The sequence below is a fragment of the Corynebacterium sp. P3-F1 genome (genome assembly GCF_030503635.1).
Taxonomy (GTDB): Bacteria; Actinomycetota; Actinomycetes; order Mycobacteriales; family Mycobacteriaceae; genus Corynebacterium.
Map to the genome: position 1 here is coordinate 1,572,068 of NZ_CP129965.1, position 13,830 is coordinate 1,585,897.

A 13,830-nucleotide genomic window follows, 5' to 3' on the forward strand; every position below is an offset into this window, starting at 1 on the left:
TGCAGGGAGCCTGCCTCCGCTTAACGGCACACCCCCTTCCTCACGTTTCGCATGCAAGGTCAGGGGGTGTGTGCATCAGTACTGGACTGAGGCGGAATCAACAGATGGCGTTGTTGATTCGCGGCATTCTTATTCGCTCTTATTCGCTCAGCTCAGCCTGCTTTATCACGTCACGCAGGACGTCGGCCGAGTGCTTGAACTGTTGCGACTCGGTTTCGTCCAGGTGAAGTTCGACGACCTCGCGGATACCTGTGCGGTTGATCACTGCGGGGGTGCCGATGTAAATGTCGTCTTCGTCGTACTGGCCCTCGAGCAGGGCGCTGACCGGCAGCACGACATCCTCGTTGTGCAGGATGGCCTGACAGATGCGTGCGAGGCCACTGCCGATGCCGAAGCTGGTGGAGCCCTTGGCGCGGATAATTTTGTAAGCCGCGTCGCGGGTCTGTTCGAAAATCTCCTCCATCTTGTTGGAGGTGTTCGGGTCGTGCTCGGCCATCTTCTGAAGGCGGGTGCTCAGCGGCACACCCGCTGCGGAGCCGGAGGACACGACCGCGAGTTCGGTGTCGCCGTGCTCGCCGATCACGTAGGCGTGGACGGACGTTGCGCTGACACCAAAGTACTCGCCGAGTGCGTGGCGGTAGCGTGCGGTGTCCAGCACGGTGCCGGAACCAATGACCTGGGTAGCCGGAAGGCCCGAGAACTTCCAGGTGGCGTAGGACAGTACGTCCACCGGGTTGGTGGCCACCACGAAGATGCCGTTGAAGCCGTGAGCCATGACATCGCCGACAATGGACTCGAAGATCTTCACGTTGCGGCCGACCAGCTCAAGACGGGTCTCGCCGTCGCGCTGCGCGACACCGGCGCAGTTGACCACGATTGCTGCGTCGCGGCAGTCCTCGTAGGTGCCTACGGTGACGCGGGTGTTGTGGCCCGACCACGGCACTGCGTGGTTGAGATCCTGGACATGGCCCCACGTCTTTTCCTCGTTGAGGTCGATGATGGCCAGGTGGTCGCACAGGCCCTGGTTGACCACCGCGTAGGCGTAGGCCATGCCGACGTCGCCGGCACCGATAAGGACGATCTTGGTTCCGGGGGTGGGGGACTCGGCGGACTCGGCGTTGTGTGATGCGTTCGAATGGATCATGGATGCTCCTTCGCTCTGCTGTGCTGCGTTCGCAGCCTTAGCTTCGACCCTAGCTCCCGATGTCTGATTGTGCCCGTTTCGGAGTTATCCACAGGGCAGTGTTCGAATGAGGACGATGTGGGTTCGTGCGCCGGATAGAAACAAGGGCGTACCTTTCACACGCACATACCAAGGGGGAGAAATGGGTGCCACCGACATTCAGAAGATCAAAGAACGTGTTCAAAAGCTGCTCAACCAGGCTGCGGACCGGGCGGGCACCGCCGAAGGCGACGTGTTCTATCAGAAGGCCTTTGAGCTTATGGCCGTCTACGGGTTTGAGGAAAGAGACCTGCATAACCCGTCGCAAGGGGATGAGGTGATAATGCGCACATTCGCTCTCGGAGGTTCGTACACAGACATGCAGGCGTCGCTTTTGCTCCGGTTGAGCGGCGCTTTGCACTGTGTCGGTTATATGGAATCTGCCCGGGGATCGAGGAAAGTCTCAACCGTGGTCGTCTTCGGTTCACGCCGGCATGTTGAGAGGGTGGAGATGCTGTACGGGGTGTTGAATCCGCAGATGGCGGCGGGGGCGAAAGGAGTGTGCGGGAGTCGGGCCGCGGGGGTGGCCACGGTTGTTGCGCGCAGGTCGTACATGGGCGGATTCATCAGTGTCGTGGTTGCCCGGCTGGAAGCGGCGGAGGGATCCGTCGCTGCCGGAAAGGGTGAATACGTGCTCGCGCTCATGAACGACCGCGACAAAGCTCAGGATGCCATGGAGGTATTCGCCGACAAGGAGGGAATCATGTTCTCCAACCGAGCGTCCAAAGCATCAGTCGACGCTGCGTCATTCCTGTGCGGAGCCAGCGCTGGCGAGCGCAGCGACCTCGGCCAGACACGTGTCTGGGCGCGGCCGGCGCTGCCGTGTTAAGCAATTTGTGCTTTCTTTGCTCTGACCTGTATGGTTGACCAACGGTTCTGCGCGCCCGGTATGCGGTGTGTCAGATCCGCATTGAACGTATACATCCAACTTTGTTGCAGGCCCCCCGCCGAAATGCGGACCGTATGAAGGGTGGCGGCGAGCACCTTCCGTTACTAAGCGGCAAGGAGCGCCACTGATTGAGTTCATGTTGTCGCTGCTCAAGCACTGCGAACTCGTAGTAGCCCCCGACAGAACACACGGATAACGCGTGTCCGGTGCCCTCATGGGCGTACTGGACCAGGTGGGTCACGGGAACCGCAACGAGAAAGGTAAACGGTCAACCATGACCATGACAGATCCCATTGCGGACATGCTGTCTCGCGTGCGCAACGCAAACAACGCGCACCACGAGTCCGTGTCCATGCCCTCCTCGAAGTTGAAGGTCAACATCGCGGAGATCCTCAAGCAGGAGGGCTACATCGCTGACTACAAGGTGGAGGAAGAGAAGGTCGGCAAGACCCTCACCCTCGACCTGAAGTACGGCCCGTCCCGCCAGGCTTCCATCGCAGGTCTGCGTCGCGTGTCCAAGCCTGGTCTGCGTGTCTACGCGAAGTCCAACGACCTGCCGCAGGTTCTCGGCGGCCTGGGTGTGGCCATTATCTCCACGTCCCACGGCCTGCTCACGGACCGCCAGGCCCACGAGAAGGGTGTAGGTGGGGAAGTCCTCGCCTACGTCTGGTAAAGGGAGGTTGAACAGATATGTCTCGTGTAGGTAATGCACCTATCGCTATCCCCAACGGTGTGGAAACCAAGATCGACGGCCAGCACGTCGAGGTGAAGGGTCCGAAGGGCACTCTCACTGTCGATGTCCCGGAGCCGATCACCGCTGCCGTTGAAGAGAACCAGATCGTGGTTTCTCGTCCGAATGACCACCGCGACAACCGCTCGCTCCACGGTCTGTCCCGCTCGCTGATCAACAACTGCGTTGTCGGCGTGACCGAGGGCTACAAGATCAACATGGAGATCTTCGGCGTCGGCTACCGCGTGCAGCTGAAGGGCAAGGACCTCGAGTTCTCCCTCGGCTACTCCCATCCGATCCTCATCGAGGCTCCGGAGGGCGTCACGTTCGCCGTCGACGGCAACACCAAGTTCTCCATCGAAGGCATTGACAAGCAGCAGGTTGGCCAGATCGCTGCGAACATCCGTCGCCTCCGCAAGGATGACCCGTACAAGGGCAAGGGCATCCGTTACGAGGGCGAGCAGGTTCGCCGCAAGGTCGGAAAGACGGGTAAGTAATCCATGAGCACTGAAGAAAAGACTACTCAGAAGCGCACCCCGGTCGGCCGGGATATCGCTACCCGCCGTCGTGAGGCCCGCGTTCGCCGCCACAACCGCATCCGCAAGACCCTGCGTGGCACCCCGGAGACCCCGCGTCTCGTCGTGCACCGCAGCTCGCGCCACATGCACGTCCAGGTTATCGACGATTTGGCCGGCCACACTCTCGTGTCCGCTTCCTCCATGGAAGAGGCAGTGCGCAACCTTGAGGGTGACAAGAAAGCCAAGGCAGCCAAGGTTGGCGAGCTCGTCGCTGAGCGCGCCAAGGAAGCCGGCATCGAGGCAGTTGTCTTCGACCGTGGCGGCTACAAGTACCACGGCCGCGTCGCCGCGCTTGCCGACGCTGCTCGTGAAGGTGGTCTGAAGTTCTAATGACCACCGCAGACGAAACTCAACGGAAGGATCGCGACATGGCCGAGCGTGAACGGCGTGACGGCGGAGCATCCGCCGACGACCAGAACAACCAGAACAACAACGGACGCAACGACCGCAATGATCGTGGCGGCCGCAACGACCGTAACGACCGTGGTGGTCGCGGTGGCCGCCGCGACGACCGCCGTGGCGGTGCCCAGGACGAGCGCGACAAGTACATCGAGCGTGTTGTCACCATCAACCGCGTCGCCAAGACCGTCAAGGGTGGCCGCAACATGTCCTTCACCGCACTCGTTGTGGTAGGCGATGGCCAGGGTATGGTCGGTGTCGGCTACGGCAAGGCGAAGGAAGTTCCCGCCGCCATCCAAAAGGGTGCAGAAGAGGCACGCAAGAACTTCTTCCGCGTCCCGATGATCGGCGGTACCATCCCCCACCCGGTTCAGGGCGAGGATGCTGCAGGCGTGGTTATGCTGCGCCCGGCTGCTCCCGGTACCGGTGTCATCGCCGGCGGCGCTGCCCGTCCGGTGCTCGAGTGCGCTGGCATCCAGGACATCCTGGCCAAGTCGCTGGGTTCCGACAACGCCCTCAACGTGGTTCGCGCTACCGTTGCCGGCCTGAAGGAACTCGTGCGCCCCGAGGAAGTTGCTGCACGCCGTAGCAAGTCCATCGAGGAAGTCGCCCCCGCACGCATGCTGCGTCAGCGCGCAGGACAGGAGGCTTAAGCACAATGGCACTGAAAATCACACTTCACCACGGCATGGTCGGCGAGAAGCCGGTCACCCGTAAGAATCTCGAGGCTCTGGGCCTGCGCAAGATCGGCCAGTCTGTTGTCAAGAACGACAACGGCGCGACGCGCGGCCAGATCCTCAAGGTGGCTCACCTGGTCACCGTTGAAGAAGTAGCAGGGGAGTAGGTACTGACATGGCTGACATCATCAAGCTCCATGATCTGCGCCCGGCTGAGGGTGCGAACAAGGCCAAGACCCGCGTCGGCCGCGGTGAGGCTTCCAAGGGTAAGACCGCTGGCCGCGGTACCAAGGGTACTAAGGCACGCAAGCAGGTTTCTGCCGCCTTCGAAGGTGGTCAGATGCCGCTTCACATGCGTCTGCCGAAGCTGAAGGGCTTCAAGAACAACAACAAGATCGTCTACCAGGTCGTCAACGTTTCCGACTTGGCCAAGGCGTTCCCGGAGGGTGGCTCCATCACCTCCGCCGACATCGCTGCAGCTGGCCTGGTTCGCAAGAACCAGCCGGTGAAGGTGCTGGGCGACGGTGAGATCTCCGTCAAGCTCGACGTCACCGCAGAGAAGTTCTCCAAGTCCGCGACGGAGAAGATCACCGCCGCTGGCGGCACCACCACCGAGGCAGTCTCTCGAGCCAAGGCAGTTCAGACCGATGCCAAGGCCGATGCCGCTGACTCCAAGGGTGTCAAGGAATCTGACCCGCTGACAGGTACGGCGTCTATGACCGAGGCTACAGCTGAGACTCCGGCTACGGCTGAAGTTCCGGCCGAGGTTGGCGAAGAGAACTAAACCTCTACCGCCTATCGGTGTTTGAAGCACCACACCCCCTCACCGCCCTCCTCGGGGGCATTGCTCCCCATTAGTTGGACTGAGAAATCAGTTGCTAACTAGTGGGGAGCAGTTTCTTGCGTAGGCACAATCAGCCATATCGCCATATCGCCATATCGCCATATTGCTGACAGCACGCTCGACCGCAACTTCACCCCGGAGAAGTTCAACACTGTTTTTGTTAGCGACATCGCCGAGTTCATTGTCACGAACGACAAGGTGTATTTGTCGCCGGTGATGGATCTGTTCGATCGCTCAAACGTCACCCATACAGTGGCTGCATCGCCAACTACAGCGTTTTCCTCGGCTTCGTTGAGCAATTCACTGCCGCGATCGACGAGCGCATGCAGTGGTACACAACACGCAACGGCTCCAACGACAACTCAAGGGTCTGACTCCGATGCAAGATCGGAAGCAGACCCTTGAAACCCTAACCGCCCAGTATTAAACCAGTCCAACCTTCGGGGCCTAGTTCAGTGCAGCAGGTGTATCGGCAATGGTTGTGCGCTACTGCTCAGCCTTTTCTTTAGAGCGGTCCAGGAGCAGCAAGATCAGGCCAACGGTGATCCAGGAGCACGGGACGATCCATGTATTCGTTGCGCCGGCGCCATCAAAGAAGCTTAAGGAGCGCACCAGGTAGCCGGTCGCGCCGATCGGCATGAGTTGGCCGAGGGTGGACCAGCCAGCCGGCAGAAGCCACGGGCCGGTGGCCAGACCGGAGAGGGGGTTGGCCACGAAGATGGTCAGGATCGCGCCGATGCCTGCACCCGGCACACCCAAGATGGTGCCCAGGCCTGCAGTCACTGTGGACGTTGCGGCGATGCCGAGGGCGATGGCAAGCCATTCTATGCCGACGCTACCGGTGAGCGTGCCGTAGACACCGTGCAGCATCCACACTGCCACACCGATAGAAGATATGCGCGTCGTCGTCGATAAGCACGTCACCCGCTTCCCCGACGCGCCGGAGGACACGTGGCGATCCGCGATCAATGAGATAGTCAACCTCAATTTCCCCGCCTTCGGCCAAGAAGTCTTGCCCAAGCTTGCGCCTGATCTTGATCATGCAGACAAGGACACCATGACTCTTACATTGGGGGCTCTCTACAGGCCCCTCCTCGCGCAAGCCGCGGAGTACGGGCTGTGCCCCAGCAACCTCGATGTAGTCAACTTCCACTTCGGGATCATTGCGCGAATTCGCCCTTTCCGCAGCCCGCAGAGGAAATCTTTGCCGACAAGCGGGCATGGTTCGTGGACGTCTTCATCGCCGGACTCCAGGCGGAAGCCGGCGGAGCTGACCCCGATGCAATATCGGAATCAGACCTTGTGAAACCTAACTGCCGAGAATGAAACCAGCCCAACTTTCGGGGGCTATTTCAGTGGCTGCGCGGAAGTGTTTCGCGTGCTAGGGCCGCGACCTGCCGTGGAACCAGAAGGGCACCCAGACGACGTCGGCCGGGTCGATGCCCCAATCTTTCACAGCGAGCGCCCGAACCGCTTTGGTGAGGTTGCCTTCACCGGAGACCCACACGGAGCGTGGCTTTTCCACGCCGTCGAAGCGGGCGTGGAGCGCGGTGAGGGCGGCATCCGTCTCGGCAGTCTTGGGGGCCTCGACGATGGTCAGAGAAGAAACGCGTGCGTCCCATTGCTCGGCGAGCCCGTCCTCGACCTCTGCGGAGTCGGTGACCACTGCGATCACGTGAGTCTGCGCTAGCGCTGCGGGGGCGTTCGCTTGCTGGTAGTCGAGGATGTGGCGCAGGGCCGGTAGTGCGGAAGCATCGGCGAGGAGTAGCTGCGAGGCTCTCGGCGGGGTCCACAGGGCGGGGCAGGTGAACATGCCGGCCGTGTCGCCCGGGCGTGCCTGACGGATCCAACGGGAGCCGGGGCCGGTGTCGCCGTGGGTGACGACATCGACGTCCATGAGTTTGCGTTCCCGATCGAGGCTGCGAATCGTGTACCAGCGCAAGTCGGGCCGCGTTTCTTGGGGAATGGTGGCGACGGCCGCGCGGATGTTGGTGCCGTTGAGCCCGAAGGGGCGGAAGTGCTGGCCCGGTCGCGGCATGAGCAGGCCGAAGTATTCGTCGGGGCCGCTTAACGGGTAGTCGGCGAAGACTTCGGCCGTGAAGGTGAGGCGATGGAGCCGCGGCTTGAGCTGCTCGTTCGCGACGAGCATGAGGGGGTGCAACAAGTGTTTAGTCATGCGTCGTGACCTAGGTCCAGTGAGGTAAGGCTTGCATTACTTCTTACGTGGGCTTTACTATAAGGCAGTCAATGCAATTTGAACACACCAATGTGCCCTTAATGGGTCGAAGACGAGGGAAGTAATCACCCATGACTTTTCTGAACAAGCGCGCCACCAGCATCGCTGCTGCCCTCACCGCCCTTACGCTCACCTTGGCAGGCTGCTCGCGGGGCGATGGTGAATCCGCTATGACTACTGGGGCCGACAACGGCGAGATGCGTGTGGCCAGCCTCGGCCTGGGAGACGCAGACACGTTACTCGCGCTCGACATCACCCCCGCTGCCGTCGCGCCATGGGGTGCGGAAGGTGACGTCGGTCCTTCCGGTGTCGGCCCGTGGTCTGAGGAATTGCTTGGTGATGCCCAGCCGACCGTGATCCACAACGTCGCCAGCGGCTTCACCGCTGACATTCTGGAGAAGGTCTCAGCCGTCAACCCCACTCATATCGTCGCCGTGAACCAGGCCGTCGACATTCAGGCCCAGGAGTCCCTGGAGAAGATAGCGCCGACCACTCTCAAGCCTGAGGAGTACGAGGACTGGCAGGTCCCATGGGATAAGCAGGTTGAGGCGATCGCCGAGGGTGTTGGCAAGGGGTCGAAGGGCAAGGAACTGATTGAACAGACTGAGAAGGTTTTCGAAGATTTCCGCAAAGAGCACCCCGAGGTTCAGGGTGCCCGTGCGGCCGTTGTCATGCCCTACGAGGGCAAGATCGGTCTATACACTGCCGAGGACGGTCGCGGACAGTTTATCCAGGACCTCGGCTTTGTCATCCCTGATGAACTGCAGGGCGACGGCACGAACTTCTTCGTCGACTATGCGCCGGAGAACTACACCGAGCTCAACAACGTGGATTACCTCTTCGTGTTGGACTACAACGGTGCGGTCGAACAGGTCAAAGACGACCCGATCTTCCAAGGCCTGGACGTGGTTAAGGAGGGACGCGTGCGCTACCTTGACACTGACAGCGGCAATGCGATGAGTATGCCTAACCCGGTGACCATCCCGTGGCTGGCCGAGAAGTTTGAAGAGCAGCTCAAGTAGCGCCTGATGAGTACTTCCGACACACTCACAGTGCGCCGTTCCCGCGACTTCTCGCGGGCCGTCGCACTGCTCGCGGTTGTCTCGGTCTTTACGGTGCTGGCCTCCCTGGCGCTCGGCTCGCGTACCATCCCGATCGGTGATCTCGTCGCTGCGGCCACGGGCCACGGCAGCGACGATGTACACAGTATATTTTGGGAGCTGCGCCTGCCCCGGACCCTGCTTGCTTACGCCGTCGGGGCGTGCCTGGCCATCGCCGGTGTGCTCGCCCAAGCCTGGACGCGCAATCCGCTCGCAGACCCTGGGTTCATCGGCATCACCGCAGGGGCTGCTTTTGCCGTGGCTGTCGGAAGCGTGACCGGTGCTGTGGTCGGCCTCACCAGCGCCACAGTGTGTGCCTTTATCGGCGCGGCAGCAGCCTCACTGCTGGTCCTGACAATCGCGCGCCGCTCCGCGAGTCCACTCACGTTGATACTGGTGGGCGCGGGGATCGATGCCTCGTTGCGTGCCGGATCGGTCCTCATTGGCCTTTTCGACAGCTCAGTCCTAGACGGCATGAGGCACTGGACAGTCGGTTCGACCTTCGGCCGCAGCTATGAGGATGCGGCTGTGGCATGGGCGGGTCTGGCGGTCGGCGCGGTGATCACAGCTCTCGCCGCGCGTCCCCTCGACCTATTGGCCATGGGGGAGGAGACATCCCTGGCGCTCGGCGGCTCGACGCGCAGGGCGCGTGTGCTGGCTGCGCTCGGTGTCGTAGTCCTCGCCGGCACCGCCACCGCGACCGCCGGCCCAGTAGTGTTTGTCGGTTTCGCGGCCCCGCACATCCTGCGTCGTTTCCTTGGCCCCCAGGTCAGCCGCTTGTTGTTGCCTGCGGCGCTATTCGGTGGTGTGCTCGTCTTGCTCGCAGATATCATCGGACGTCTCATCATGCAGCCTGGAGAGCTGGAGATGTCCATCGTCATCGCCGTGATCGGTGGCCCAGTGCTCATTGCGGCCGTGCGCCGCGGCGCTGGAAAGAAAGTGGGGGAGTAGGTGAACCAAACAGCACACGTTCTCGGCGTGCAAAGGCGCGAACGCAGGATGAAACAGATCGCCGCAGGGGTGTTTTTTGCGCTCGTGGCAGCCGCCGCTTACCTCGTCCTATTGGGGCAGGGTGAGGTGCCGATGAGCGTCGGGCGCGTCATCGAGGTGCTCACCGGTGGCGGTACCTCCCGCGAAATCATGGCCGTGTGGGACTTGCGGATCCCCGTCGCTCTCGCCACCCTCATCGTGGGAGGGGCATTAGGCATGGCGGGGGCGTGGACTCAATCGATGTCGCGCAACCCGTTGGCTTCTCCGGACATTCTGGGCGTGACCTCCGGTGCGGCGGTCGCGGTGGTGCTGGGCAGTATTTCCTATCGCCCGGCCGTTGCCGACGACATTCCCATCTTCTGGTGGCGCGCCACCCTGGCGGTCGTGGGGGCGGTCACGGTCGTCGTGGTGCTCACAATACTCGGCGGGATTGGCACCAGTAACAGGATCGTCATCGTCGGCTTCGCGCTGACGATGATGCTGCAGGCGGGTGTGAGCTACCTGTTGCTGCGCGCGGATCTCTTTCGCGCTGCCGAGGCGCAGACCTGGTTGGCCGGTTCGACTGGCTTCATCCGCATGGATGCTATTCTGCCGTTGCTGCTCGGACTGGCCCCCTTCGTCGCGCTTGGCCTGTGGTGCGGGCGTGACCTACCGCTTTTGGCACACGACGATTTCTCCGCTTCCATGCTGGGGGTGAATACCACGTTGCAACGGAGAATGCTGCTCGTCGCTGCGACCGGGGTATCCGCCGTAGTCGTCGCGGCGGTGGGGCCGATTGGATTCGTCGCCTTGATCGCGCCCCACTTCGGCCGTCTCGTGGCTCGGACTCCCACCCCCTCGCCGCTGGTCGCTGCGACGGCCGGGGCGGCAATCTTGGCGGTGTGTGAGGTCGTCGCCGGGCTCATCCCGACGGCCGCACCGGTGGGGGCAGTCTCCTCAATCGTCGGCGGGATCTTATTAGTGGTGCTGGTGTGGAGGAGAGCAGCGCAGTGAATACACATGACAACAGAGGGGTGAATATGGCTGGAACTGATGTGGCGCTTGCCGCTCGCGGCATCCGCGCAGGGTATGCCGACAGCGCGGACATTCTCCACGGCGTGGACCTCACAGCGCGCGCGGGGGAGGTAACTACTCTCATCGGGCCGAATGGATGCGGCAAGTCCACGCTGCTCAAGGCGCTGTCCAAGCTACTTACCCCCCGCGAGGGCAGGGTGCTTGTCAGCGGTGTCGACGTTCACACATTGAAAGCACGCGAGGCAGCTCGCCGCGTGGCCCTTCTTCCGCAGCATCCCTCCGCGCCGGACGGGTTATTTGCCGGCGAGCTCGTCGCACGCGGGCGCCACCCTTACCAGGGGCGCATGGCTGGACTATCTGCCGCGGACCATGAGGCGATAGCGCGTGCCTGCGAGGCCACCCAGATTACCGACCTGCTCGAGCGCGAGATTGATGCGCTCAGCGGCGGCCAGCGCCAAAGAGTGTGGCTGGCAATGACACTGGCACAGGACACGCCTGTGTTGCTTCTCGACGAGCCGACGACCTTTCTCGACCCCGCCAACGCGATGGACATGCTGGCGCTCGCCCGCGAGCAGGCCCGCTCTGGCAAAGCCGTGGTGATGGTGCTCCACGATCTCATGCTGGCCGGAATGTTCTCCGACACGATGGTGGTCATGCGCGAGGGCCGCATCCTGTCCCATGGCACCCCGAGGCAGGCCCTTACCGCCGAAGTGCTGGCGCAGGCCTACGGCCTGCGTGCCGAGGTATGGGATGACCCCGCGGGTGTCGCGCCCGTGATCGTGCCGCGAGGTACTGTGCACTAGTGCTGCCGACTGATCGGGTTTTGCATCCTACCCGCGTATAACAGGGAGGAGTTCTGGTCGCTCAAGTCCACCATGGTCTCTGGGTTGCGCCATTGCAGCCGGTTCAGGCAAGAGTTCATGAAGTCCGGGGCCAGCAGAGGCAAGTTCGAGCCAGAGTCGGGGTAGTCGGCCCAATACTTATCCACACAGCCACGTACGCAGGCCCAGAACTCTTCGTCGCTGAGGGTTCCGGCGCAGGATAGTAGGGCGCTGAGGTGACGCAGCACGCCATCGAGGATGTCGGTGTGGATCGGCTGGACGCGCAATTCCCCGTTCGTCGTTGCGTCGCCCTTGATGCGCGCGATGAAGTCGGGCACCTCGCGGCTGGGGTCGAGTACCGCCACCTCCTCCCCGATATCTTTGAAGAAAGAGCCCACGGGGACGAAGCCGTCCAGTTCCAGGATCACATTCTCGGAATGCAGCATGAATGCAATGTCGTATTCCGCGAGAGCGCGTATGGCGGGGCGGAGGTAGACATCGAGAAGCTTGCCGAGCCAGTCGGCGGGAGTGAGACCCGAGCGGGCGATCCATTCCGCTGCGAGTGGACGTCCAGCGCGATCAGAGTGAAGTACTGCGGCGAGGGTGACTGCGACGTTGCCCTCGCCGAGCAGCGGGATCGGGGACTCGCGCCACAGAGCCGCCAGCATTTTCTGGTGGGGGCCGTCGTCGGCGACGCCAGAGTTGACGCTTAGATGGTAGACATCCCCGGTCACGCCAACCGAGGCGATCTCCTTGAGCAGGCGAACGTTGTGATGGGTGAAGTCAGGGTCGGCATCGAGAAGCGAGCCCACCCACTCGTTGATGGCGGGGGTGACTGCCATGTACTTCGGGGACAAACCGCGGGTGAAGCCCATGTTGCGCACGGCGACTGCAGTTTTGACGTATGGGAGCTCGGGGCGCGTGAGATTGAAAAAGGTGCGCAGCGACTGCTGCGGGTGCATGAGATCCTCGCCCTCTCCGAGGTAGACTATGTCCCCGCTGAGAATGAGATCGGCGAAGACGGTGGTGACTTTGTTTTCCCACTGCCACGGGTGCACTGGCAGCGCAACATAGCGCTCCGAGTCGAACCCACGCTCCGCGAGAACACCTAGGTACTTGCGGACAATCTCCTCCACGTGCACGCTGCTTGTCGATGCCACATGGGCCGCCTCCTTGCGTACCGCGACCCACACCAGTGCGGTGGACCTGCCTGACTCGGGGACGTACGCTGCGGCCTCTGCTTCGCTCATCCCGGAGCGCCCTGCGTTGGCAATGAATCCCGGGTGGCCCTCTATCATCGCCGACTCGACGTATTGCATGTACTCGGCGGGGGAGAGCGACGCTGCGGCATCGGAAAGCTCCGTGACGGAGGGGCGGGACAAGGTTTCGGCGCGAGCCCGCCCAGCGAGCGTGGAGGACAGCTCTTCCAGGTATGTATGCACGAATGATGCCGGGATGTCCAACTGCGGGGCCAAGCGTGCAAAGAGCGGGATCAGGCGGACTGGGACGCCGCTTTCGTCGCGCACCGAGTCGGGGGCGATGTTGTAGTGCTCTAATTCGTGCGCCGTCGCGGTGAAGTGGATCTTCGTCTCGCCGACTGCGACGCTGTAGTGGCCGGGATCTCCTGTTGGGTGTGCGGTGAGCGCTCGCTCGTGGATCATCTCGCGCAGAGCCTTGGCAACAAGTTGGCGCTCCGCATGTCGGGCCGCGTCGCCCGTCAGGTGCGTGGCGGGCGAGGGCAGGTTCAGGTGCGGCACGCGGGCTCGTGCAGCGAGAGGAGAGGCGAAGAAATCCGCGGGCTCCACCGCTTGTATACACGCGGTTTTGTCAGCCAGTGCAGTCTCCGCGAAGCCGGGTACGGTGCGGAACCCGGCGAGGGAGTTTTTGGCGAGGATTTTGGAATTGCGTATGTCGGGCTCAACGAGGATGCGATGATGCTCGAACGGGGCTGAAAAGATCCAGGCAACGGTCGCGGCCATAAGGGCCGAGGTAAGTCCAGGCTCCGTGGCGGCACCCGCTGGTGGGGCGCACAGCAGGTGCATGCCTATGTCCCCGGAGCATACGGGCAGCTGCTCGGCCAGGTGATCGAGGAGCACATGCGCGGGGTCGTAGAGTTCAACGAAGGCGAGGGAGGAGCCCGCCCGCTCGATCATGTAGCCGCTTTCGTGCGGCGCGGCGGCGAGACGTGAGATCTCGGCTGCGACGTCGTCGGGCGAGGCATCGAGTGCACCCCAGAACCGCGATCGCGGGTCGATGAACCAGCGGTGCAGGGTTTCGCGATCGCTTGTGGCCACGGGCCGAAACTTCAGCCACCCGGCGGTGCTGTGGAC

At 62.4% G+C, this 13,830-nt stretch carries 15 protein-coding genes and 1 pseudogene; 12 read left to right on the forward strand and 4 right to left on the reverse strand.

Translation table 11 applies throughout. From position 1 onward, the window contains the following. Positions 1 to 139: 139 nt before the first annotated feature. Positions 140 to 1,144, reverse strand: coding sequence for an L-lactate dehydrogenase (locus tag QYQ98_RS07440; protein ID WP_302006234.1), 1,005 nt, complete (start codon positions 1,142 to 1,144; stop codon positions 140 to 142). A 181-nt stretch (positions 1,145 to 1,325) separates the two neighbouring features. Between QYQ98_RS07440 and QYQ98_RS07445 the strand changes: the two genes are divergently transcribed. The 7 genes and pseudogenes from QYQ98_RS07445 to rplO form a co-directional block, all read left to right on the forward strand. Further along, positions 1,326 to 2,051 carry a DUF2786 domain-containing protein gene (locus QYQ98_RS07445; RefSeq protein ID WP_302006235.1) on the forward strand — a complete coding sequence of 242 codons (726 nt, stop codon included), beginning with the start codon at positions 1,326 to 1,328 and terminating at the stop codon, positions 2,049 to 2,051. A 334-nt stretch (positions 2,052 to 2,385) separates the two neighbouring features. Further along, positions 2,386 to 2,784 (forward strand): 30S ribosomal protein S8, encoded by a 399-nt coding sequence (gene rpsH / locus QYQ98_RS07450; protein ID WP_302006236.1) that lies wholly within the window; start codon positions 2,386 to 2,388, stop codon positions 2,782 to 2,784. A 17-nt stretch (positions 2,785 to 2,801) separates the two neighbouring features. Next, the gene (gene rplF / locus QYQ98_RS07455) at positions 2,802 to 3,338 is read left to right on the forward strand and encodes a 50S ribosomal protein L6 (protein ID WP_302006237.1); all 537 of its coding nucleotides are present in this window, start codon (positions 2,802 to 2,804) and stop codon (positions 3,336 to 3,338) included. Between the two features lie 3 nt (positions 3,339 to 3,341). Continuing rightward, on the forward strand, positions 3,342 to 3,749 hold the full coding sequence (gene rplR / locus QYQ98_RS07460; protein WP_302006238.1) for a 50S ribosomal protein L18: 408 nt from the start codon (positions 3,342 to 3,344) through the stop codon (positions 3,747 to 3,749). 38 nt (positions 3,750 to 3,787) lie between these two features. Then, positions 3,788 to 4,471: a 30S ribosomal protein S5 gene (gene rpsE, locus QYQ98_RS07465; protein WP_302006240.1), complete on the forward strand. Its 684-nt coding sequence runs from the start codon at positions 3,788 to 3,790 to the stop codon at positions 4,469 to 4,471. Between the two features lie 5 nt (positions 4,472 to 4,476). Then, positions 4,477 to 4,662, forward strand: a complete 186-nt coding sequence (rpmD, locus tag QYQ98_RS07470) for a 50S ribosomal protein L30 (protein ID WP_302006241.1) — start codon at positions 4,477 to 4,479, stop codon at positions 4,660 to 4,662. A gap of 8 nt (positions 4,663 to 4,670) precedes the next feature. Then, a pseudogene (rplO, locus tag QYQ98_RS07475) lies at positions 4,671 to 5,102 on the forward strand (50S ribosomal protein L15); the annotation flags it as partial. A 723-nt stretch (positions 5,103 to 5,825) separates the two neighbouring features. On the opposite strand, the gene QYQ98_RS07480 reads toward rplO, so the two are convergent. Then, entirely contained in the window at positions 5,826 to 6,221 is a 396-nt protein-coding gene (locus tag QYQ98_RS07480) for a hypothetical protein (RefSeq protein ID WP_302006242.1), read from the reverse strand. Between the two features lie 13 nt (positions 6,222 to 6,234). Here QYQ98_RS07480 and QYQ98_RS07485 point away from each other — a divergent pair, with 13 nt between their 5' ends. Beyond that, a complete protein-coding gene (locus tag QYQ98_RS07485; protein WP_302006243.1) occupies positions 6,235 to 6,645 on the forward strand; it encodes a hypothetical protein in 411 nt (136 codons plus the stop codon). Positions 6,646 to 6,720: 75 nt separating this feature from the next. Here QYQ98_RS07485 and QYQ98_RS07490 read toward each other — a convergent pair whose 3' ends face one another. After that, positions 6,721 to 7,515 carry a siderophore-interacting protein gene (locus tag QYQ98_RS07490; RefSeq protein ID WP_302006244.1) on the reverse strand — a complete coding sequence of 265 codons (795 nt, stop codon included), beginning with the start codon at positions 7,513 to 7,515 and terminating at the stop codon, positions 6,721 to 6,723. Between the two features lie 131 nt (positions 7,516 to 7,646). Between QYQ98_RS07490 and QYQ98_RS07495 the strand changes: the two genes are divergently transcribed. Genes QYQ98_RS07495 through QYQ98_RS07510 form a run of 4 tightly spaced genes read left to right on the forward strand, consistent with a single transcriptional unit; the run spans position 7,647 to position 11,482 of the window. Further along, positions 7,647 to 8,597, forward strand: coding sequence for an ABC transporter substrate-binding protein (locus QYQ98_RS07495; RefSeq protein WP_302006245.1), 951 nt, complete (start codon positions 7,647 to 7,649; stop codon positions 8,595 to 8,597). A gap of 6 nt (positions 8,598 to 8,603) precedes the next feature. Beyond that, positions 8,604 to 9,626 carry an iron ABC transporter permease gene (locus QYQ98_RS07500; RefSeq protein ID WP_302006246.1) on the forward strand — a complete coding sequence of 341 codons (1,023 nt, stop codon included), beginning with the start codon at positions 8,604 to 8,606 and terminating at the stop codon, positions 9,624 to 9,626. Between the two features lie 48 nt (positions 9,627 to 9,674). Then, the gene (locus QYQ98_RS07505) at positions 9,675 to 10,658 is read left to right on the forward strand and encodes an iron chelate uptake ABC transporter family permease subunit (protein ID WP_302006247.1); all 984 of its coding nucleotides are present in this window, start codon (positions 9,675 to 9,677) and stop codon (positions 10,656 to 10,658) included. 26 nt (positions 10,659 to 10,684) lie between these two features. Beyond that, complete coding sequence (locus QYQ98_RS07510; protein ID WP_302006248.1) at positions 10,685 to 11,482, forward strand: ABC transporter ATP-binding protein; 798 nt, start codon at positions 10,685 to 10,687, stop codon at positions 11,480 to 11,482. Here the strand turns inward: QYQ98_RS07510 and QYQ98_RS07515 are convergent. Next, complete coding sequence (locus tag QYQ98_RS07515; protein WP_302006249.1) at positions 11,479 to 13,794, reverse strand: GNAT family N-acetyltransferase; 2,316 nt, start codon at positions 13,792 to 13,794, stop codon at positions 11,479 to 11,481. The two genes, QYQ98_RS07510 and QYQ98_RS07515, sit on opposite strands and share 4 nt — an antisense overlap. Between the last annotated feature and the right edge of the window lie 36 nt (positions 13,795 to 13,830).